Below are 15,526 nucleotides of genomic sequence, written 5' to 3' on the forward strand. Positions count from 1 at the left end.
TGGAAACACTAGCCCAGCAACCTCTGCATGTACTGACCATAGCCAGTCTTCTTGAGACGCTCTGCTTGAGCACCCAATTGCTCTGGGGTGATCCAGCCATTGTTGTAAGCGATCTCTTCCAAACAAGCCACTTTCAGTCCCTGACGTTGTTCGATAGTGCGCACGAAGTGACTGGCTTCAAGTAAAGATTCATGAGTACCGGTGTCGAGCCAGGCGAAACCGCGACCGAGGATTTCGACGTTCAGAGCATCCTGCTCAAGATAGGTGCGGTTGACGTCGGTAATTTCCAGCTCGCCGCGTTCGGACGGCTTGATGCTCTTGGCAATCTCAACGACCTTGTTATCGTAAAAGTAAAGGCCCGTCACCACGTAGTTGGATTTTGGCTTCAGCGGTTTCTCTTCAATGCTCAGTGCACGACCGGCTGTGTCGAACTCAACAACACCGAAGCGTTCCGGATCGGAGACGTGGTAGCCGAATACGGTCGCACCGTGCTCTTGATTGTTGGCAGAACGCAGGTTGTCCGAGAAGTGCTGACCGTAGAAGATGTTGTCACCCAGGATCAGGCAGCAAGTATCTTCGCCGATGAACTCTTCGCCGATGATGAAGGCCTGTGCAAGACCGTCTGGGCTTGGCTGCTCGGCATAAGTCAGCTTGATGCCGTACAGACTGCCATCACCCAGCAACTTGCGGAAGCACGGCAGGTCTTCCGGTGTGGAGATGATCAGGATTTCGCGCATTCCCGCGAGCATCAGTACCGACAGAGGGTAAAAGATCATCGGCTTGTCGTATATCGGCAGCATCTGCTTGGATACACCGAGGGTCAACGGGTGCAGACGCGTGCCCGAGCCGCCGGCGAGGATGATGCCTTTACGATTTTTCGTGTTCATTTGTTCAGAACTTCCCTAAGCATTCGGGTTACGCCACTTTGCCAATCCGGCAAGTGTAGAAAAAAATTGTCACGCAGCTTCTGAGTATTCAATCGCGAATTCAGAGGGCGGCGCGCAGGTGTTGGATAAGCAGTCGTTTCGATGGGATTAACCGCCGTTACAGCGAGCTGCTCGCCGTTGGCTTGGGCAAATTCGATCACATGGCTGGCATAACCATGCCAGGACACTTCGCCGCTTGAGGCCAAGTGATACAAGCCCGCCAGCTCGGGACGTTGCAGGACCTGCTGAATGGCCAACGCGGTCACGTCGGCAATCAGGTCCGCTCCTGTCGGAGCTCCGATCTGATCGGCGATGACGCTCAAGGTTTCGCGATCCTTGGCCAGACGCAGCATGGTCTTGGCGAAGTTGTCACCACGAGCGCCATAGACCCAGCTTGTGCGGAAGATCAGGTGTTTGCAGCCCGACGCGGTAATCGCCTGTTCACCGGCCAGTTTGCTGGCGCCGTAGTGATTCACCGGGGCCACTGCATCTGACTCTTGCCACGGCATTGAACCCAGGCCGCTGAAGACGTAGTCAGTCGAGTAGTGAATCAGCCAGGCACCCAAGGTCTTGGCCTCTTCGGCGATAACTTGGCTTGCCTGACCGTTCACACGGTAGGCCAGCTCGGTTTCGGACTCGGCTTTATCGACAGCGGTGTAGGCCGCCGCATTGACGATGACGTCGGGTTTGACCTGGCGGATTGTTGCGCGCAAGGCGTCGAGGTCGGACAGATCCCCGCACAAACCATCGACAACATGACGATCCAGCGCGATCAGTTCGCCAAGCGGCGCGAGGGAGCGTTGCAGCTCCCAGCCCACCTGGCCGTTTTTTCCCAGTAGGAGTATTTTCATGCTTTGTTCGAACGGTCTGCGTAGTTCTGATCGATCCACTGCTGATAGCTACCGCTCTTTACGTGAGCAACCCATTCAGTGTTGTTGAGGTACCACTCGACCGTTTTGCGGATGCCGGTCTCAAAAGTTTCTTCCGGCGTCCAACCCAGTTCGCGCTGGATTTTGCTGGCATCAATCGCGTAGCGCTGGTCGTGACCTGGGCGATCCTGAACGTAGGTAATCAGGCTGGCGTGTGGACGATGAGCGGAGTCCGGACGCAGTTCGTCGAGCAGTGCGCACAGGGTATGCACCACTTCAATGTTTTGCTTCTCGTTATGGCCGCCAATGTTGTACGTCTCGCCGATCACACCTTCGGTTACCACTTTGTACAGTGCGCGGGCGTGGTCTTCGACGTAGAGCCAGTCGCGGACCTGATTGCCTTTGCCGTAGACCGGTAGCGGCTTGCCTTCCAGTGCATTGAGAATGATGAGCGGGATCAACTTCTCAGGGAAGTGGCATGGGCCATAGTTGTTCGAGCAGTTGGTGACCAGAGTCGGCAAACCGTAAGTACGGGCCCAGGCGCGAACCAGGTGATCGGAGCTGGCCTTGCTGGCGGAGTACGGCGAGCTTGGCTGATACGGCGTGGTTTCGGTGAAGAGGTCTTCCGGACCTTCGAGGTCTCCGTAAACTTCGTCAGTCGAAATATGGTGGAAGCGGAAGTTGGCTTTTCGCGCATCATCCAGCGCCGCCCAATAGTGGCGTGCAGCTTCCAGCAGGGTGTATGTGCCGATGATATTGGTCTGGATGAATTCAGATGGACCCGAGATCGAGCGATCAACGTGGGACTCTGCGGCCAGGTGCATGATGGCATCCGGTTGGTGTTCACGCAGGACGCGGTCGATCTGATCACGGTCGCAGATATCAACGCGTTCGAACACATAACGCGAGTTCTGACTAACTTCGGCCAATGACTCAAGGTTACCGGCGTAAGTAAGCTTATCCACGTTAACGACAGCGTCGGTAGTGTTGGAGATGATATGACGGATGACCGCCGAGCCGATAAACCCGGCGCCGCCGGTTACTAGAATTTTCACGCGAAACCATACCCTTGAGTTACTGACAGGGCCGCCAACCGAACACTGTCTAAACCATGAATGCAAAAGCCATCACGTTCGCTGAGGCTTCTGACAGAGTCAGTCTGTGCCGATATGGGAATATGCCACTATCGGACAAGCGCAGCATTTTACATCTTAATGACGGTTTTACTAATGGATATAGACAAGCTGTGGCTAAAGTTTAGTGCGCCTTCCCATCTATGTCGCAATCAGACAAGGCGCTTGCGTGAAGCTCTGGACGTACGCCCCAGAAACCAGCCAAGGATCGGCCCGATTATCATGCCGATGAGCAGCGCAAGAACCATGACCAGCGATACCGGAAGTTGCGGTCCTGCCCAGCCAAGGAACAGCAGGGAAACCGATTGCTGATTCTCCAGGACAAACGCCAGGATCGCCAAAACCAGCAGCAGGACAAATACGACGAGCATTACGCGCTTGAGATTACGCATGAGCGAGTCCTTGAATGGCGGTGCCTGTCAAAGCCCTTCCTCCTCATCCTCGTTCACGCGATCGCGCAGTTCTTTGCCCGGCTTGAAATGCGGCACGAACTTGCCGTCGAGGCTGACGGACTGACCGGTTTTGGGATTGCGACCTACGCGTGGAGCGCGGTAGTGCAGTGAGAAGCTGCCAAACCCACGGATCTCGATGCGATCACCGGTGGCCAGGCATTGGGACATTTGTTCGAGCATGGTCTTGATGGCCAGCTCCACATCCTTGGATGAGAGCAGCCCTTGATGGGTGACAATTCGTTCGATCAACTCCGACTTCGTCATATTTTTCCCTTCTTTTTCAAGCAGCTAGGAAAATCGCTTCAAAGGTTTTAGCATGCCCGGAGGAATTTGAACAGCCCATGTTATGACGTATATTTGCCAGCATCGGGATGCTTGACACGAAGGGCTCTGAAACACTGATCGAGCCATTACTCACTCATCTACAGATAACCAGCATGGTGCGTGTCAGGTAACCCGCAGGATTGAAGCCAAATGGGAATTCATCCTCTTCTTTGGCGTCATCCGACCTTGCCACGACCTTGTAACCTGCTGCCTTGCACTCCTTGGCTGCGCGCTTTTGACATTTCTCCCATCCGGACCCCAACCCCGAACAATCGACCTCGATACCGCTGACCCCGCGTACCGCGTGCGTCTTCGCGTTAGTTGTACACCCAGCCAGTGTCAGTACTGCTATTGCGACAATGAGCTTGTTCATTCACTTCCTTAGGTCGAGCACCTGGCCCGACGGTCGTTCGCTTCAGGCTAAAGACTAGCTGCAAATAAACGATTGATCCTATTAAAGAAAGAGACAGCTTATAGGGACCATTGGTTTCACGGTCAAACGCCAAAGGATTAAGCGATCACCAGACTTATCAAATCCCAGGCACAAAAAAGGGCGACCGAAGTCGCCCTTTTTCTATGGTCTGACAGAACTTAGTTCTGTTTTTCCATTTGTGCACGCAACAGGTCGCCCAGAGTGGTAGGACCAGCAGCAGGTTCCGAAGTCGCTGGCTTGTCGCGCAGGCTCTGGATTGCTTCTTTCTCGTCTTCAACGTCTTTCGACTTGATCGAGAGCTGGATTACGCGGCTCTTACGGTCAACGCTGATGATCTTGGCTTCTACTTCTTCGCCTTCTTTCAGAACGTTGCGCGCGTCTTCAACGCGGTCACGGCTGATTTCGGAGGCTTTCAGAGTCGCTTCGATATCGTCGGCCAGAGTGATGATGGCGCCTTTAGCGTCAACTTCTTTCACGATGCCTTTAACGATTGCGCCTTTGTCGTTCTCTTGAACGTACTCGGAGAACGGATCGCTTTCCAGTTGCTTGATACCCAGGGAGATGCGCTCGCGCTCTGGGTCAACCGACAGGATAACGGTGTCCAGCTCGTCGCCCTTCTTGAAGCGGCGAACGGCTTCTTCGCCCACTTCGTTCCAGGAGATGTCGGACAGGTGAACCAGACCGTCGATGCCGCCGTCCAGACCAATGAAGATACCGAAATCGGTGATCGACTTGATGGTGCCGGAGATTTTATCGCCCTTGTTGAACTGGCCAGAGAAATCTTCCCATGGGTTAGATTTGCACTGCTTGATGCCGAGGGAGATACGACGACGCTCTTCGTCGATGTCCAGAACCATAACTTCCACTTCGTCGCCGACTTGTACGACTTTCGAAGGGTGGATGTTCTTGTTGGTCCAGTCCATTTCGGAAACGTGTACCAGGCCTTCAACGCCTTCTTCCAGCTCAGCGAAGCAGCCGTAGTCGGTCAGGTTGGTTACACGAGCGGTAACGCGAGTGCTTTCTGGGTAACGGGCTTTGATAGCAACCCATGGATCTTCGCCCAGTTGCTTGAGGCCCAGGGAAACACGATTGCGTTCGCGATCGTACTTCAGAACCTTGACATCGATCTCGTCGCCAACGTTGACGATTTCGGAAGGATGCTTGATACGCTTCCAAGCCATGTCGGTAATGTGCAGCAGGCCATCGACGCCACCCAGATCGACGAATGCGCCGTAATCGGTGAGGTTTTTGACGATACCTTTGACTTGTTGGCCTTCCTGCAGGGATTCCAGCAGAGCTTCACGCTCGGCGGAGTTCTCGGCTTCGAGGACGCTACGACGGGAAACGACAACGTTGTTGCGTTTCTGGTCAAGCTTGATGACCTTGAATTCCAGCTCTTTGCCTTCCAGGTGCGTGGTGTCGCGCACTGGACGAACGTCAACCAGAGAACCTGGCAGGAACGCACGGATGCCGTTAACGTCGACAGTGAAGCCGCCTTTAACCTTACCGTTAATAACGCCCTTGACCACTTCTTCGGCTGCGAAGGCTGCTTCCAGAACAATCCAGCATTCAGCGCGCTTGGCTTTTTCACGGGACAGCTTGGTTTCACCAAAGCCGTCTTCAACCGAGTCCAGAGCAACGTGAACTTCGTCACCGACGTTGATAGTCAGTTCGCCAGCATCGTTGTAGAACTGCTCAAGCGGGATGAGTGCTTCAGACTTCAGACCAGCGTGAACGGTTACCCAGCGAGCCTGGTAATCGATATCAACGATAACACCGGTGATGATGGAGCCTGCCTGAAGGTTCAGGGTTTTTAGGCTTTCTTCAAAGAGTTCCGCAAAGCTTTCGCTCATTTTAATTCCTGTTGAATAAGGGCGAAGGATACGCCCATCTCCACGTCCCAGACGACGTGGGTTATGTTCATTAGAAGAAACACCGCAAGACTATGACTGGTCCCCTACGGTGTTTCTTGGTCACCCGGCGATATCGCGAATGGCGATCTCGCTCATGATGCGTTCCAGCACCTGATCGATGGATAATTCCGTGGAATCCAGCTGTATGGCGTCAGCCGCCGGCTTGAGCGGGGCTACCGCACGCTGGGTGTCACGCTCATCGCGGACACGTATCTCATCTAGCAGACTCGACAGACTAACACCATCGACTTTGCCCTTCAACTGCAAGTATCGACGGCGCGCACGCTCCTCGGCACTGGCAGTGAGGAAAATCTTCAGCGGCGCGTCCGGAAAAACCACCGTGCCCATGTCGCGACCATCAGCGACCAGACCCGGCGGTTCCTGAAACGCCCGCTGACGCTGGAGCAGCGCATCACGCACCGCCGGAAGTGCAGCGACCTGGGAAGCCCAGGCGCCAACTTGTTCGTTGCGCAGATCATCAGTGACGTCGTCACCTTCGAGAATGATCCGCTGCGGATGCCCCTCGGTCGCGCCGACGAACTGCACGTCCAGATGAGCGGCCAGCAGTTTCAGCGACTCTTCATTGGTCAGATCGACGCCATGGTTACGAGCCGCGAACGCCAGCAGACGGTACAGCGCACCGGAATCCAGCAGGCACCAGCCCAGGCGCCTGGCCAGAATCCCGGCGATAGTGCCCTTGCCCGACCCGCTCGGGCCGTCGATGGTGATGACCGGTGGCTTGATAATCACGACTGAGCCTCTTGTGCAACACGGATACCGACCTGCGCGCACAGCGCGAGGAAGTTCGGGAACGACGTCGCGACGTTGGCACAATCATGAATTCGGATCGGTGCGGTGGCACGCAGCGAAGCCACGCTGAAGGCCATGGCAATCCGGTGATCGCCGTGGCCGTGCACTTCGCCGCCGCCGATCTGGCCGCCGTCGATAATGATGCCGTCCGGGGTCGGTTCGCATTTGACGCCCAGCGCCAGCAAGCCATCGGCCATGACCTGAATTCGGTCCGACTCTTTAACCCGCAGCTCTTCGGCGCCACGCAGGATGGTGCGCCCTTCGGCACAGGCGGCGGCCACGAACAGCACCGGGAATTCGTCGATGGCCAGCGGAACCAGCGCTTCGGGAATCTCGATACCTTTGAGTTTAGCTGCACGTACGCGCAGATCAGCGACCGGCTCGCCGCCGACTTCACGCTGGTTTTCCAGGGTGATGTCAGCGCCCATCAGACGCAGGATGTCGATCACGCCGGTACGGGTCGGGTTGATGCCAACGTGCTCAAGCACCAACTCCGAACCTTCGGCGATCGACGCAGCCACCAGAAAGAACGCGGAAGACGAGATGTCGCCCGGCACTTCAATGTGGGTGGCGGTCAACTTGTGGCCGGATTCGACCGAAGCTGTCGCACCGTTGACGGTGACCGGGTAGCCGAAGCCACGCAGCATGCGCTCGGTGTGGTCGCGGGTCGGCGCAGGCTCGGTGACGGTGGTCTTGTCTTCGGCGTACAAACCCGCCAGCAGCAGGCAGGATTTAACCTGGGCACTGGCCATCGGCATGGTGTAGGTCAGGCCTTTGAGCTTGTTGCCACCACGGATGATCATCGGTGGACGACCTTCAGCGGCGGTTTCGATCACGGCGCCCATTTCCCGCAATGGGTTGGCCACGCGATTCATCGGCCGCTTGGACAGCGAAGCGTCACCGGTCAGGGTGCTGTCGAAGCTCTGCGCAGCCAACAGGCCAGACAGCAGACGCATCGAGGTGCCGGAGTTGCCCAGATAGATCGGGCCCGGCGCAGGCTTCAGGCCATGCAGGCCGACGCCGTGAATGGTCACGCGGCCGTGGTGCGGACCTTCGATCACAACACCCATGTCACGGAAGGCCTGCAAGGTCGCCAAGGCGTCTTCGCCCTCAAGGAAACCTTCCACTTCGGTGACGCCTTCGGCCAGGGAGCCGAGCATGATCGAACGGTGGGAAATCGATTTATCGCCCGGTACACGAATCCGCCCAGTCAGGCGGCCACCAGGTTGTGCCAGGAAAATCAGGTCGTTGGAGTTCATAGCGTCCACATAAGCCCGGCGGGCCAGGATTTTACTGAAATGTTCGCGGGCAACCCGGGCGCGAGTGAATACGCCCAACAATTGGTGCCCATCCCCTGCATCGACCGCGTCGCGCAAGGCGTCGAGGTCGCTGCGAAATGTATCGAGTGTGCGCAGGACAGCTTCGCGGTTGGCGAGGAAGATGTCGTGCCACATGACCGGATCGCTACCCGCGATTCTTGTGAAATCGCGGAAACCGCCGGCAGCGTAACGGAATATCTCTAGGTTTTCATTGCGCTTGGCCAGCGAATCGACCAAACCGAACGCCAGCAAGTGCGGTAAATGACTGGTCGCCGCCAACACTTCGTCATGACGCTCGACCTGCATGTGCTCGACATCGGCGCCCAATTCGCGCCACAACCGGTCGACCACTGCCAGGGCTGCCGGATCGGTTTGATCCAGCGGTGTCAGAATCACTTTATGGCGACGGAACAGTTCGGCATTGGAAGCTTCCACCCCGCTCTGCTCGGAACCGGCAATCGGATGCCCCGGCACGAAACGCGCCGGCATGCCGCCAAACGCTTCGGTTGCGGCGCGCACCACATTGCCTTTGGCGCTGCCAACATCGGTCAGGATCGCTTTCCCCAGGTTCATGCCAGCCAACCGGCCGAGCATTTTTTCCATGGCAAGGATCGGCACGGCCAACTGGATAACATCTGCACCCTGACAAGCAACAGTCAGGTCTTCTTCGCAGCGATCGACCACACCCAACTCGACCGCGAGCTTGCGCGACTGCGGGTCGAGATCGACACCGACCACTTCGCGACACAACCCGCTTTCACGCAATCCCTTGGCAAACGAACCGCCGATCAACCCCAGACCGACCACCACCAGGCGACCGATCATAGGTTCAGCAGATTGCAGTGCAGTGACATCAACCACGAGCCAGAACCTTGGTCAGTGCCTCAAGGAAGCGGCTGTTTTCTGCCGGCAGACCGATAGTGATGCGCAAGTGGTTCGGCATGCCGTAATTGGCCACCGGACGCACGATCACACCTTCGCGCAGCAAGCCCTCGAACACAGGCATGGCGACACGACCAACGTCGACGCAAATAAAGTTGCCTTTCGACGGAATCCAGCTCAGCCCCAGCTCACGGAAACCCGCTTGCAGTTGCTGCATGCCGGATTCGTTCAGGCGACGGCTTTCAGCCAGATACTCGGCATCTTGCAGCGCAGCGCAAGCAGCGGCGAGGGCCAGGCTGTTGACGTTGAATGGCTGACGCACACGGTTCAGCACATCGGCGACCACGGCGGTGGACAAGCCATAGCCGACCCGCAATGCCGCCAGGCCATAGGCCTTGGAGAACGTGCGTGACACCAGCAGGTTCGGATAAGCCGCAAGGAAGTCCAGGCCATCCGGCAAGTCGCTGCCTTCGGCGTATTCGATGTAGGCCTCGTCCAGCACCACCAGCACGTGTTCCGGCACGTCCTGCAGGAATTCGTCCAGCGCCTCGGCGCCGAACCAGGTCCCGGTCGGGTTGTTCGGATTGGCGATGAACACCACGCGGGTATCGGCATCGATTGCTGCCAGCATGGCCGACAGATCATGGCCCCAGTCTTTTGCCGGGATCACTCTGGCCTGAGCGCCGACGGCTTGAGTGACGATCGGGTAGACCGCGAACGCGTGCTCGCTGAACACTGCGTTCAGGCCTGGCGCCAGATAGGCACGGGCGACCAGCTCCAGAATGTCGTTGGAACCGTTGCCCAGCGTCACCTGATTGAGCTCGACGCGGCACTGATCGGCCAGCAAGGTCTTGAGCGCAAAACCGTTGCCGTCCGGATAACGGGTCAGTTCGGCCAATGCTTCGTGAATCGCCGCCAACGCCTTGGGACTGGCGCCCAACGGGTTTTCGTTGCTGGCCAGTTTGACGATGCTGGACGGATCGATGTTCAGCTCACGCGCCAGTTCGTCCACGGGTTTGCCCGGAACATAAGGCGAAAGTTGTTGCACGCCCGGCTGTGCCAGAGCGAGGAAGTTGCCACTCATTTGCTACCGCCCTTAGAGAACTGCTTTCGGGTAGGAACCCAGCACTTTGAGTGCTACTGCTTCCTGACTGATCTTTTCCAGCACACCTTTGACCAGCGGGTCGCGGTGGTGGCCGACGAAGTCGATGAAGAACACGTAGGTCCATTTACCGCTGCGCGACGGACGGGTCTCGATTCGTGTCAGGTCGATGCCGTTGTCGTGGAACGGCACCAGCAACTCGTGAAGCGCGCCGGGTTTGTTGCTCATGGAGACGATGATCGAGGTCTTGTCGTCGCCGGTCGGCGGCACTTCCTGGCTGCCGATCATCAGGAATCGCGTGGAGTTGTCCGGGCGATCCTCGATTTTCTCGGCCAGACGGGTCAGCCCGTACAAGCCAGCGGCCATGTCGCCGGCAATCGCCGCCGAGTTCCACTCACCTTTGACCCGCTTGGCAGCCTCGGCGTTGCTGGAGACTGCCACGCGCTCGACATTCGGGTAGTGTGCGTCCAGCCACTTGCGGCACTGGGCCAGCGACTGGGCGTGGGAATAGATGCGGCTGATGCTGTCGGTCTTGGTGTTTTCACCGACCAGCAAGTGGTGGTGAATCCGCAGCTCGACTTCGCCACAGATGACCATGTCGTGTTCGAGGAAGCTGTCGAGGGTGTGGTTGACCGCGCCTTCGGTGGAGTTTTCCACCGGGACCACGCCAAAGTTCACCGCACCGGCTGCCACTTCACGGAACACTTCGTCGATCGCCGCCATCGGCTTGCTGATCACGGCGTGGCCGAAGTGTTTCATGGCCGCGGCCTGGGTGAAGGTGCCTTCAGGGCCGAGGTAAGCCACTTTCAGCGGCTGTTCGAGGGCCAGGCACGAGGACATGATTTCGCGGAACAGCCGCGCCATCTCTTCGTTGCCCAGCGGCCCCTGATTGCGTTCCATGACACGTTTGAGCACCTGAGCTTCGCGCTCAGGACGATAGAACACCGGCACTTCGCCTTCGGCCAGCGAGGCCATCTTTACTCGCGCAACTTCCTGGGCGCAGCGTGCTCGCTCGCTGATCAGCTCCAGGACCTTGGTGTCCAGGGCATCAATGCGAACGCGCAGTGCCTTGAGTTCTTGCTCAGACATTAGCCGTGTTCCTTCTCGAACTCTGCCATGTACGAAACCAGTGCGTTGACCGCAACGATGTCGACGGCGTTATAGATGGAGGCACGCATGCCGCCCACGGAACGGTGGCCCTTGAGGTTCAACAGACCACGCTCTTCGGCACCGGTCAGGAATGGTTTGTCCAGACGATCGTCAGCCAGACGGAACGGCACGTTCATCCACGAGCGGTCCGACTTGTTGATCGGGTTGCTGTACAAGCCGCTGGCGTCGATGAAGTCGTACAGCGTGCGCTGTTTCACTTCGTTGAGCTTGCCGATGGCTTCAACACCACCCTGCTCTTTCAGCCACTCGAATACCAGACCCGAGAGGTACCAGGCCAGGGTTGGCGGGGTGTTGTACATCGAGCCGTTATCCGCCGCGACCTTGTAGTTGAGCATGGTCGGGCACAAGGAACGGGCGTGCCCCAGCAGGTCTTCGCGAATGATGTTCACGACGACGCCGCTCGGGCCGATGTTTTTCTGGGCGCCGGCGTAGATCATGCCGAAGCGCGAAACATCGATCGGACGCGAGAGGATGTCCGAAGACATGTCGGCGACCAACGGAACATCACCGGTTTGCGGAACCCAGTTGAATTCCAGACCACCAATGGTTTCGTTCGGCGCGTAGTGAACGTAGGCCGCGTCTGCAGAGAGCGTCCATTCGTTCTGACCGGGAATAGCGAAATAGTCGTAAGGCTTGGCGGTAGCGGCAACGTTGACGTGGCCGTAGCGCGAGGCTTCTTCGATGGCTTTCTGCGACCAGATACCGGTGTCGATATAGTCGGCAGTGCCGCCTTCAGGCAACAGGTTCAGAGGGATCTGAGCAAATTGCTGGCTGGCGCCACCTTGCAGAAACAGCACTTTATAGTTCGAGGGGATATTCAGCAGATCACGCAGATCCTGCTCGGCCTTGGTGGCGATGGACACGAACTCATCACTGCGATGGCTCATTTCCATGACCGACAGGCCTTTGCCGTGCCAATCGAGGAGTTCACCCTGAGCGCGCCGCAGGACAGCTTCGGGAAGTGCCGCAGGACCGGCACAGAAGTTATAGGCTCTCTTGCTCACATCCAATCTCGCTCTGATTTGGTGGTTCACGCAATAAATCACAACATCAATCGACACGGGTCCCTGCTGAAGCAAACATTTGTGGGAGCGAGCCTGCTCGCGATTGCATCACCGCGGTGCTTCGGACGTATCGCGGCGCCTGCATCGCGAGCAGGCTCGCTCCCACAAGGGATTTCCAAAAGGTGTCGATATTTCATTATGGACAAACAACAAGGGGGCGAATTCTCATCCGCCCCCCGCTTGCCCGCTTATTCCTGCGGTTCTTCGTCGGCTGCGGCGTCGAGTTGCTGATCTTCGACAACGTCGTCAATCACGACTTCACCGTCGAACACTGCACCCTCTTCACCTTCTTCCAGCTCTTCACCTTCGACTTCCGACGGTTCCTGAACCCGTTCCAGACCTACCAGCTTTTCATCGCTGGCCAGTTTGATCAAGGTCACGCCCTGGGTGTTACGGCCCAGGCTGGAGACTTCATCAACACGCGTACGAACCAGGGTGCCCTGGTCGGAAATCAGCATGATTTCCTCGCCGTCGAGCACCTGGACTGCACCGACCAGACGGCCGTTGCGGTCGTTGCTGACCATGGCGATAACGCCTTGACCACCACGTTTGTACTCAGGGAACTCGGTGATCGCCGTGCGCTTGCCGAAACCACGGGCCGAAGCCGTGAGGATCTGGCTGCCTTCTTCCGGGATCAGCATGGAAATCAGCTTCTGGCCTTCCGGCAGGCGCATGCCGCGCACACCGCGAGCGGTACGGCCCATGGCGCGAACGTCGGTTTCCTTGAAGCGAGTCACCTTGCCGCCATCGGAGAACAGCATGACTTCGCGCGCGCCATCGGTAATGGAGGCAGAAATCAGCACGTCACCTTCGTCCAGTTCCAGCGCGATCAGACCGACGCTGCGTTGACGGCTGAAGGATTCCAGCGGGGTCTTCTTCACGGTGCCGTTAGCGGTGGCCATGAAGATGTAGTGACCTTCGGTGTATTCCTCGACCGGCAGCATGGTGGTGATGTACTCACCATCGCCCAGCGGCAGCAGGTTGACCAACGGACGACCACGGGCAGCGCGGGAGGCTTCCGGGATTTCGTAGGTTTTCAGCCAGTACACTTTGCCTTTGCTGGAGAACAGCAGCAGCGTGGTGTGGCTGTTGGCAACCAGCAGGTGAGCGATGTAGTCCTCATCCTTGACGCCGGTCGCCGATTTTCCTTTACCACCGCGACGCTGCGCCTGGTACGCAGCCAATGGCTGGGTCTTGGCGTAGCCACCGTGGGAAATGGTCACGACGCGCTCTTCTTCCGGGATCATGTCACCCAGGGTCAGGTCGAGACGGGCATCGAGAATCTCGGTGCGGCGTACGTCGCCGTATTCGGCGCGGATCACTTCCAGCTCTTCGCGGATCACTTCCATCAGGCGCGTAGCGCTGCTGAGGATGCGGATCAGTTCGCCGATCTGGTTGAGGATCTCTTGATACTCGGCCAGCAGCTTTTCGTGCTCCAGACCGGTCAGACGGTGCAGACGCAGTTCCAGAATGGCTTGCGCCTGTTCCGGCGACAGGAAGTACTTGCCTTCGCGCAGACCGTATTGCGGGTCCAGGGTCTCTGGACGGCACGAATCGGCACCGGCACGTTCGACCATCGCGACCACGGCAGAAGATTCCCACGCCGTCTTGATCAGCGCTTCCTTGGCTTCCGACGGCGTTGGCGAGGCTTTGATCAGGGCGATGACCGGGTCGATGTTCGACAGGGCAACCGCTTGACCTTCCAGAATGTGACCACGTTCGCGGGCTTTACGCAGTTCGAACACGGTACGACGGGTAACGACTTCACGACGGTGACGAACGAAGGCTTCCAGCAGGTCCTTGAGGTTCAGGATCCGCGGACGGCCGTCGATCAGCGCGACGATGTTGATGCCGAACACCGCTTGCAGCTGGGTCTGGGCGTAGAGGTTATTGAGGATCACCTCAGGCACTTCACCGCGACGCAGCTCGATCACGACGCGCATACCGTCCTTGTCGGACTCGTCGCGCAGTTCGGTGATGCCTTCGAGCTTCTTCTCTTTAACCAGCTCGGCGATCTTCTCGATCAGACGCGCCTTGTTCAGCTGGTAGGGGAGTTCGGTGATGACGATCTGCTGACGGCCACCGACCTTGTCGATGTCTTCGATCATCGAGCGGGCGCGCATGTAAATGCGCCCGCGACCGGTGCGGTAGGCTTCGATGATGCCGGCGCGACCGTTGATGATCGCGGCGGTCGGGAAGTCCGGACCCGGGATGTATTGCATCAGCTCATCGATGGTCAACTCTGGGTTGTCGATGAGCGCCAGGCAACCGTCGATGACTTCACCGAGGTTGTGTGGCGGGATGTTGGTCGCCATGCCCACGGCGATACCGCTGGAGCCGTTGACCAACAGGTTGGGAATACGGGTCGGCATGACCGCGGGGATCATTTCGGTGCCGTCGTAGTTCGGCACCCAGTCCACGGTTTCTTTGTGCAGGTCAGCCAGCAGCTCGTGCGCCAGCTTGGTCATGCGCACTTCGGTGTATCGCATGGCCGCGGCGTTGTCGCCGTCCACGGAACCGAAGTTGCCCTGACCGTCTACCAGCAGGTAACGCAGCGAGAATGGCTGCGCCATCCGAACGATGGTGTCGTACACCGCGGTATCACCGTGAGGGTGATACTTACCGATCACGTCACCGACAACACGGGCAGATTTCTTGTACGGCTTGTTGAAGTCGTTGCCCAGCTCGCTCATCGCGAACAGCACACGCCGGTGCACGGGCTTCAAGCCATCGCGCGCATCCGGCAGTGCCCGCCCGACAATTACGCTCATCGCGTAGTCGAGGTAGGACTGCTTCAGCTCGTCTTCGATATTGACCGGGAGGATTTCTTTGGCCAGTTCGCCCATGAGAAGCCTGATTCCTTTTTCTGGTGAAACTTCGTCACATCCATTTGGGACGAACGAAGCTCGCCGCTGCAGGCTGAGTGCCATGCACCGACTTACGACAAATCAACGAGTTATGCCATGGATTTGCGCAGTAAAGACAACCCCGTGGGAGTGCCTCGGAAAACGCCGGATGTTATCACAAGAGCCGCCACGCACCTATCCCCCAGATGCGCATGGAGCATAGTTAGTTGACCGGTGACAGGCTTGAAGGGGACGAGAGAGGCTTAGAGACATGTTGAATGAA

13 protein-coding genes are annotated in these 15,526 nt (G+C 57.9%); all 13 read right to left on the bottom strand.

The window, feature by feature from the left end; genetic code table 11:
- Positions 1-8: 8 nt before the first annotated feature.
- The 13 genes from rfbA to gyrA all read right to left on the bottom strand — a co-directional run bounded on the left by rfbA (position 9) and on the right by gyrA (position 15,243).
- Complete coding sequence (gene rfbA / locus FQ185_RS11965; protein ID WP_149417618.1) at positions 9-887, bottom strand: glucose-1-phosphate thymidylyltransferase RfbA; 879 nt, start codon at positions 885-887, stop codon at positions 9-11.
- Positions 884-1,777, bottom strand: a complete 894-nt coding sequence (rfbD, locus tag FQ185_RS11970; RefSeq protein WP_149417619.1) for a dTDP-4-dehydrorhamnose reductase — start codon at positions 1,775-1,777, stop codon at positions 884-886. Before rfbD ends, rfbA begins: the two co-directional genes overlap by 4 nt.
- Positions 1,774-2,850 carry a dTDP-glucose 4,6-dehydratase gene (gene rfbB, locus FQ185_RS11975; RefSeq protein WP_149417620.1) on the bottom strand — a complete coding sequence of 359 codons (1,077 nt, stop codon included), beginning with the start codon at positions 2,848-2,850 and terminating at the stop codon, positions 1,774-1,776. The genes rfbD and rfbB overlap by 4 nt, the downstream gene beginning before the upstream one ends.
- A 230-nt stretch (positions 2,851-3,080) precedes the next feature.
- Positions 3,081-3,320, bottom strand: coding sequence for a LapA family protein (locus tag FQ185_RS11980; RefSeq protein WP_149417621.1), 240 nt, complete (start codon positions 3,318-3,320; stop codon positions 3,081-3,083).
- A gap of 27 nt (positions 3,321-3,347) precedes the next feature.
- Positions 3,348-3,644 (bottom strand): integration host factor subunit beta, encoded by a 297-nt coding sequence (gene ihfB, locus FQ185_RS11985; protein WP_003369729.1) that lies wholly within the window; start codon positions 3,642-3,644, stop codon positions 3,348-3,350.
- 154 nt (positions 3,645-3,798) lie between these two features.
- The gene (locus tag FQ185_RS11990) at positions 3,799-4,077 is read right to left on the bottom strand and encodes a hypothetical protein (RefSeq protein ID WP_149417622.1); all 279 of its coding nucleotides are present in this window, start codon (positions 4,075-4,077) and stop codon (positions 3,799-3,801) included.
- Positions 4,078-4,295: 218 nt separating this feature from the next.
- On the bottom strand, positions 4,296-5,990 hold the full coding sequence (rpsA, locus tag FQ185_RS11995) for a 30S ribosomal protein S1 (protein ID WP_059406800.1): 1,695 nt from the start codon (positions 5,988-5,990) through the stop codon (positions 4,296-4,298).
- A 120-nt stretch (positions 5,991-6,110) separates the two neighbouring features.
- Entirely contained in the window at positions 6,111-6,800 is a 690-nt protein-coding gene (cmk, locus tag FQ185_RS12000) for a (d)CMP kinase (RefSeq protein ID WP_149417623.1), read from the bottom strand.
- Positions 6,797-9,004 (bottom strand): bifunctional prephenate dehydrogenase/3-phosphoshikimate 1-carboxyvinyltransferase, encoded by a 2,208-nt coding sequence (locus FQ185_RS12005; protein WP_256730404.1) that lies wholly within the window; start codon positions 9,002-9,004, stop codon positions 6,797-6,799. The genes cmk and FQ185_RS12005 overlap by 4 nt, the downstream gene beginning before the upstream one ends.
- Positions 9,005-9,032: 28 nt before the next feature.
- Positions 9,033-10,145 (bottom strand): histidinol-phosphate transaminase, encoded by a 1,113-nt coding sequence (gene hisC / locus FQ185_RS12010; RefSeq protein ID WP_149417625.1) that lies wholly within the window; start codon positions 10,143-10,145, stop codon positions 9,033-9,035.
- 12 nt (positions 10,146-10,157) lie between these two features.
- Positions 10,158-11,252, bottom strand: coding sequence for a prephenate dehydratase (gene pheA, locus FQ185_RS12015; protein ID WP_029298704.1), 1,095 nt, complete (start codon positions 11,250-11,252; stop codon positions 10,158-10,160).
- Positions 11,252-12,337 (bottom strand): 3-phosphoserine/phosphohydroxythreonine transaminase, encoded by a 1,086-nt coding sequence (gene serC / locus FQ185_RS12020; protein WP_149417626.1) that lies wholly within the window; start codon positions 12,335-12,337, stop codon positions 11,252-11,254. Before serC ends, pheA begins: the two co-directional genes overlap by 1 nt.
- Positions 12,338-12,585: 248 nt before the next feature.
- Positions 12,586-15,243 carry a DNA gyrase subunit A gene (gene gyrA / locus FQ185_RS12030; protein ID WP_149417627.1) on the bottom strand — a complete coding sequence of 886 codons (2,658 nt, stop codon included), beginning with the start codon at positions 15,241-15,243 and terminating at the stop codon, positions 12,586-12,588.
- Positions 15,244-15,526 lie beyond the last annotated feature (283 nt).

Source organism: Pseudomonas sp. ANT_H12B, from assembly GCF_008369325.1.
GTDB lineage: Bacteria > Pseudomonadota > Gammaproteobacteria > Pseudomonadales > Pseudomonadaceae > Aquipseudomonas.

Coding starts and splice junctions, on each gene's coding strand:
- rfbA (WP_149417618.1), bottom strand. CDS start 887: ATGAACACGAAAAATCGTAAAGGCATCATCCTCGCCGGCGGCTCGGGC.
- rfbD (WP_149417619.1), bottom strand. CDS start 1,777: ATGAAAATACTCCTACTGGGAAAAAACGGCCAGGTGGGCTGGGAGCTG.
- FQ185_RS11980 (WP_149417621.1), bottom strand. CDS start 3,320: ATGCGTAATCTCAAGCGCGTAATGCTCGTCGTATTTGTCCTGCTGCTG.
- ihfB (WP_003369729.1), bottom strand. CDS start 3,644: ATGACGAAGTCGGAGTTGATCGAACGAATTGTCACCCATCAAGGGCTG.
- FQ185_RS11990 (WP_149417622.1), bottom strand. CDS start 4,077: ATGAACAAGCTCATTGTCGCAATAGCAGTACTGACACTGGCTGGGTGT.
- rpsA (WP_059406800.1), bottom strand. CDS start 5,990: ATGAGCGAAAGCTTTGCGGAACTCTTTGAAGAAAGCCTAAAAACCCTG.
- FQ185_RS12005 (WP_256730404.1), bottom strand. CDS start 9,004: ATGATCGGTCGCCTGGTGGTGGTCGGTCTGGGGTTGATCGGCGGTTCG.
- hisC (WP_149417625.1), bottom strand. CDS start 10,145: ATGAGTGGCAACTTCCTCGCTCTGGCACAGCCGGGCGTGCAACAACTT.
- pheA (WP_029298704.1), bottom strand. CDS start 11,252: ATGTCTGAGCAAGAACTCAAGGCACTGCGCGTTCGCATTGATGCCCTG.
- gyrA (WP_149417627.1), bottom strand. CDS start 15,243: ATGGGCGAACTGGCCAAAGAAATCCTCCCGGTCAATATCGAAGACGAG.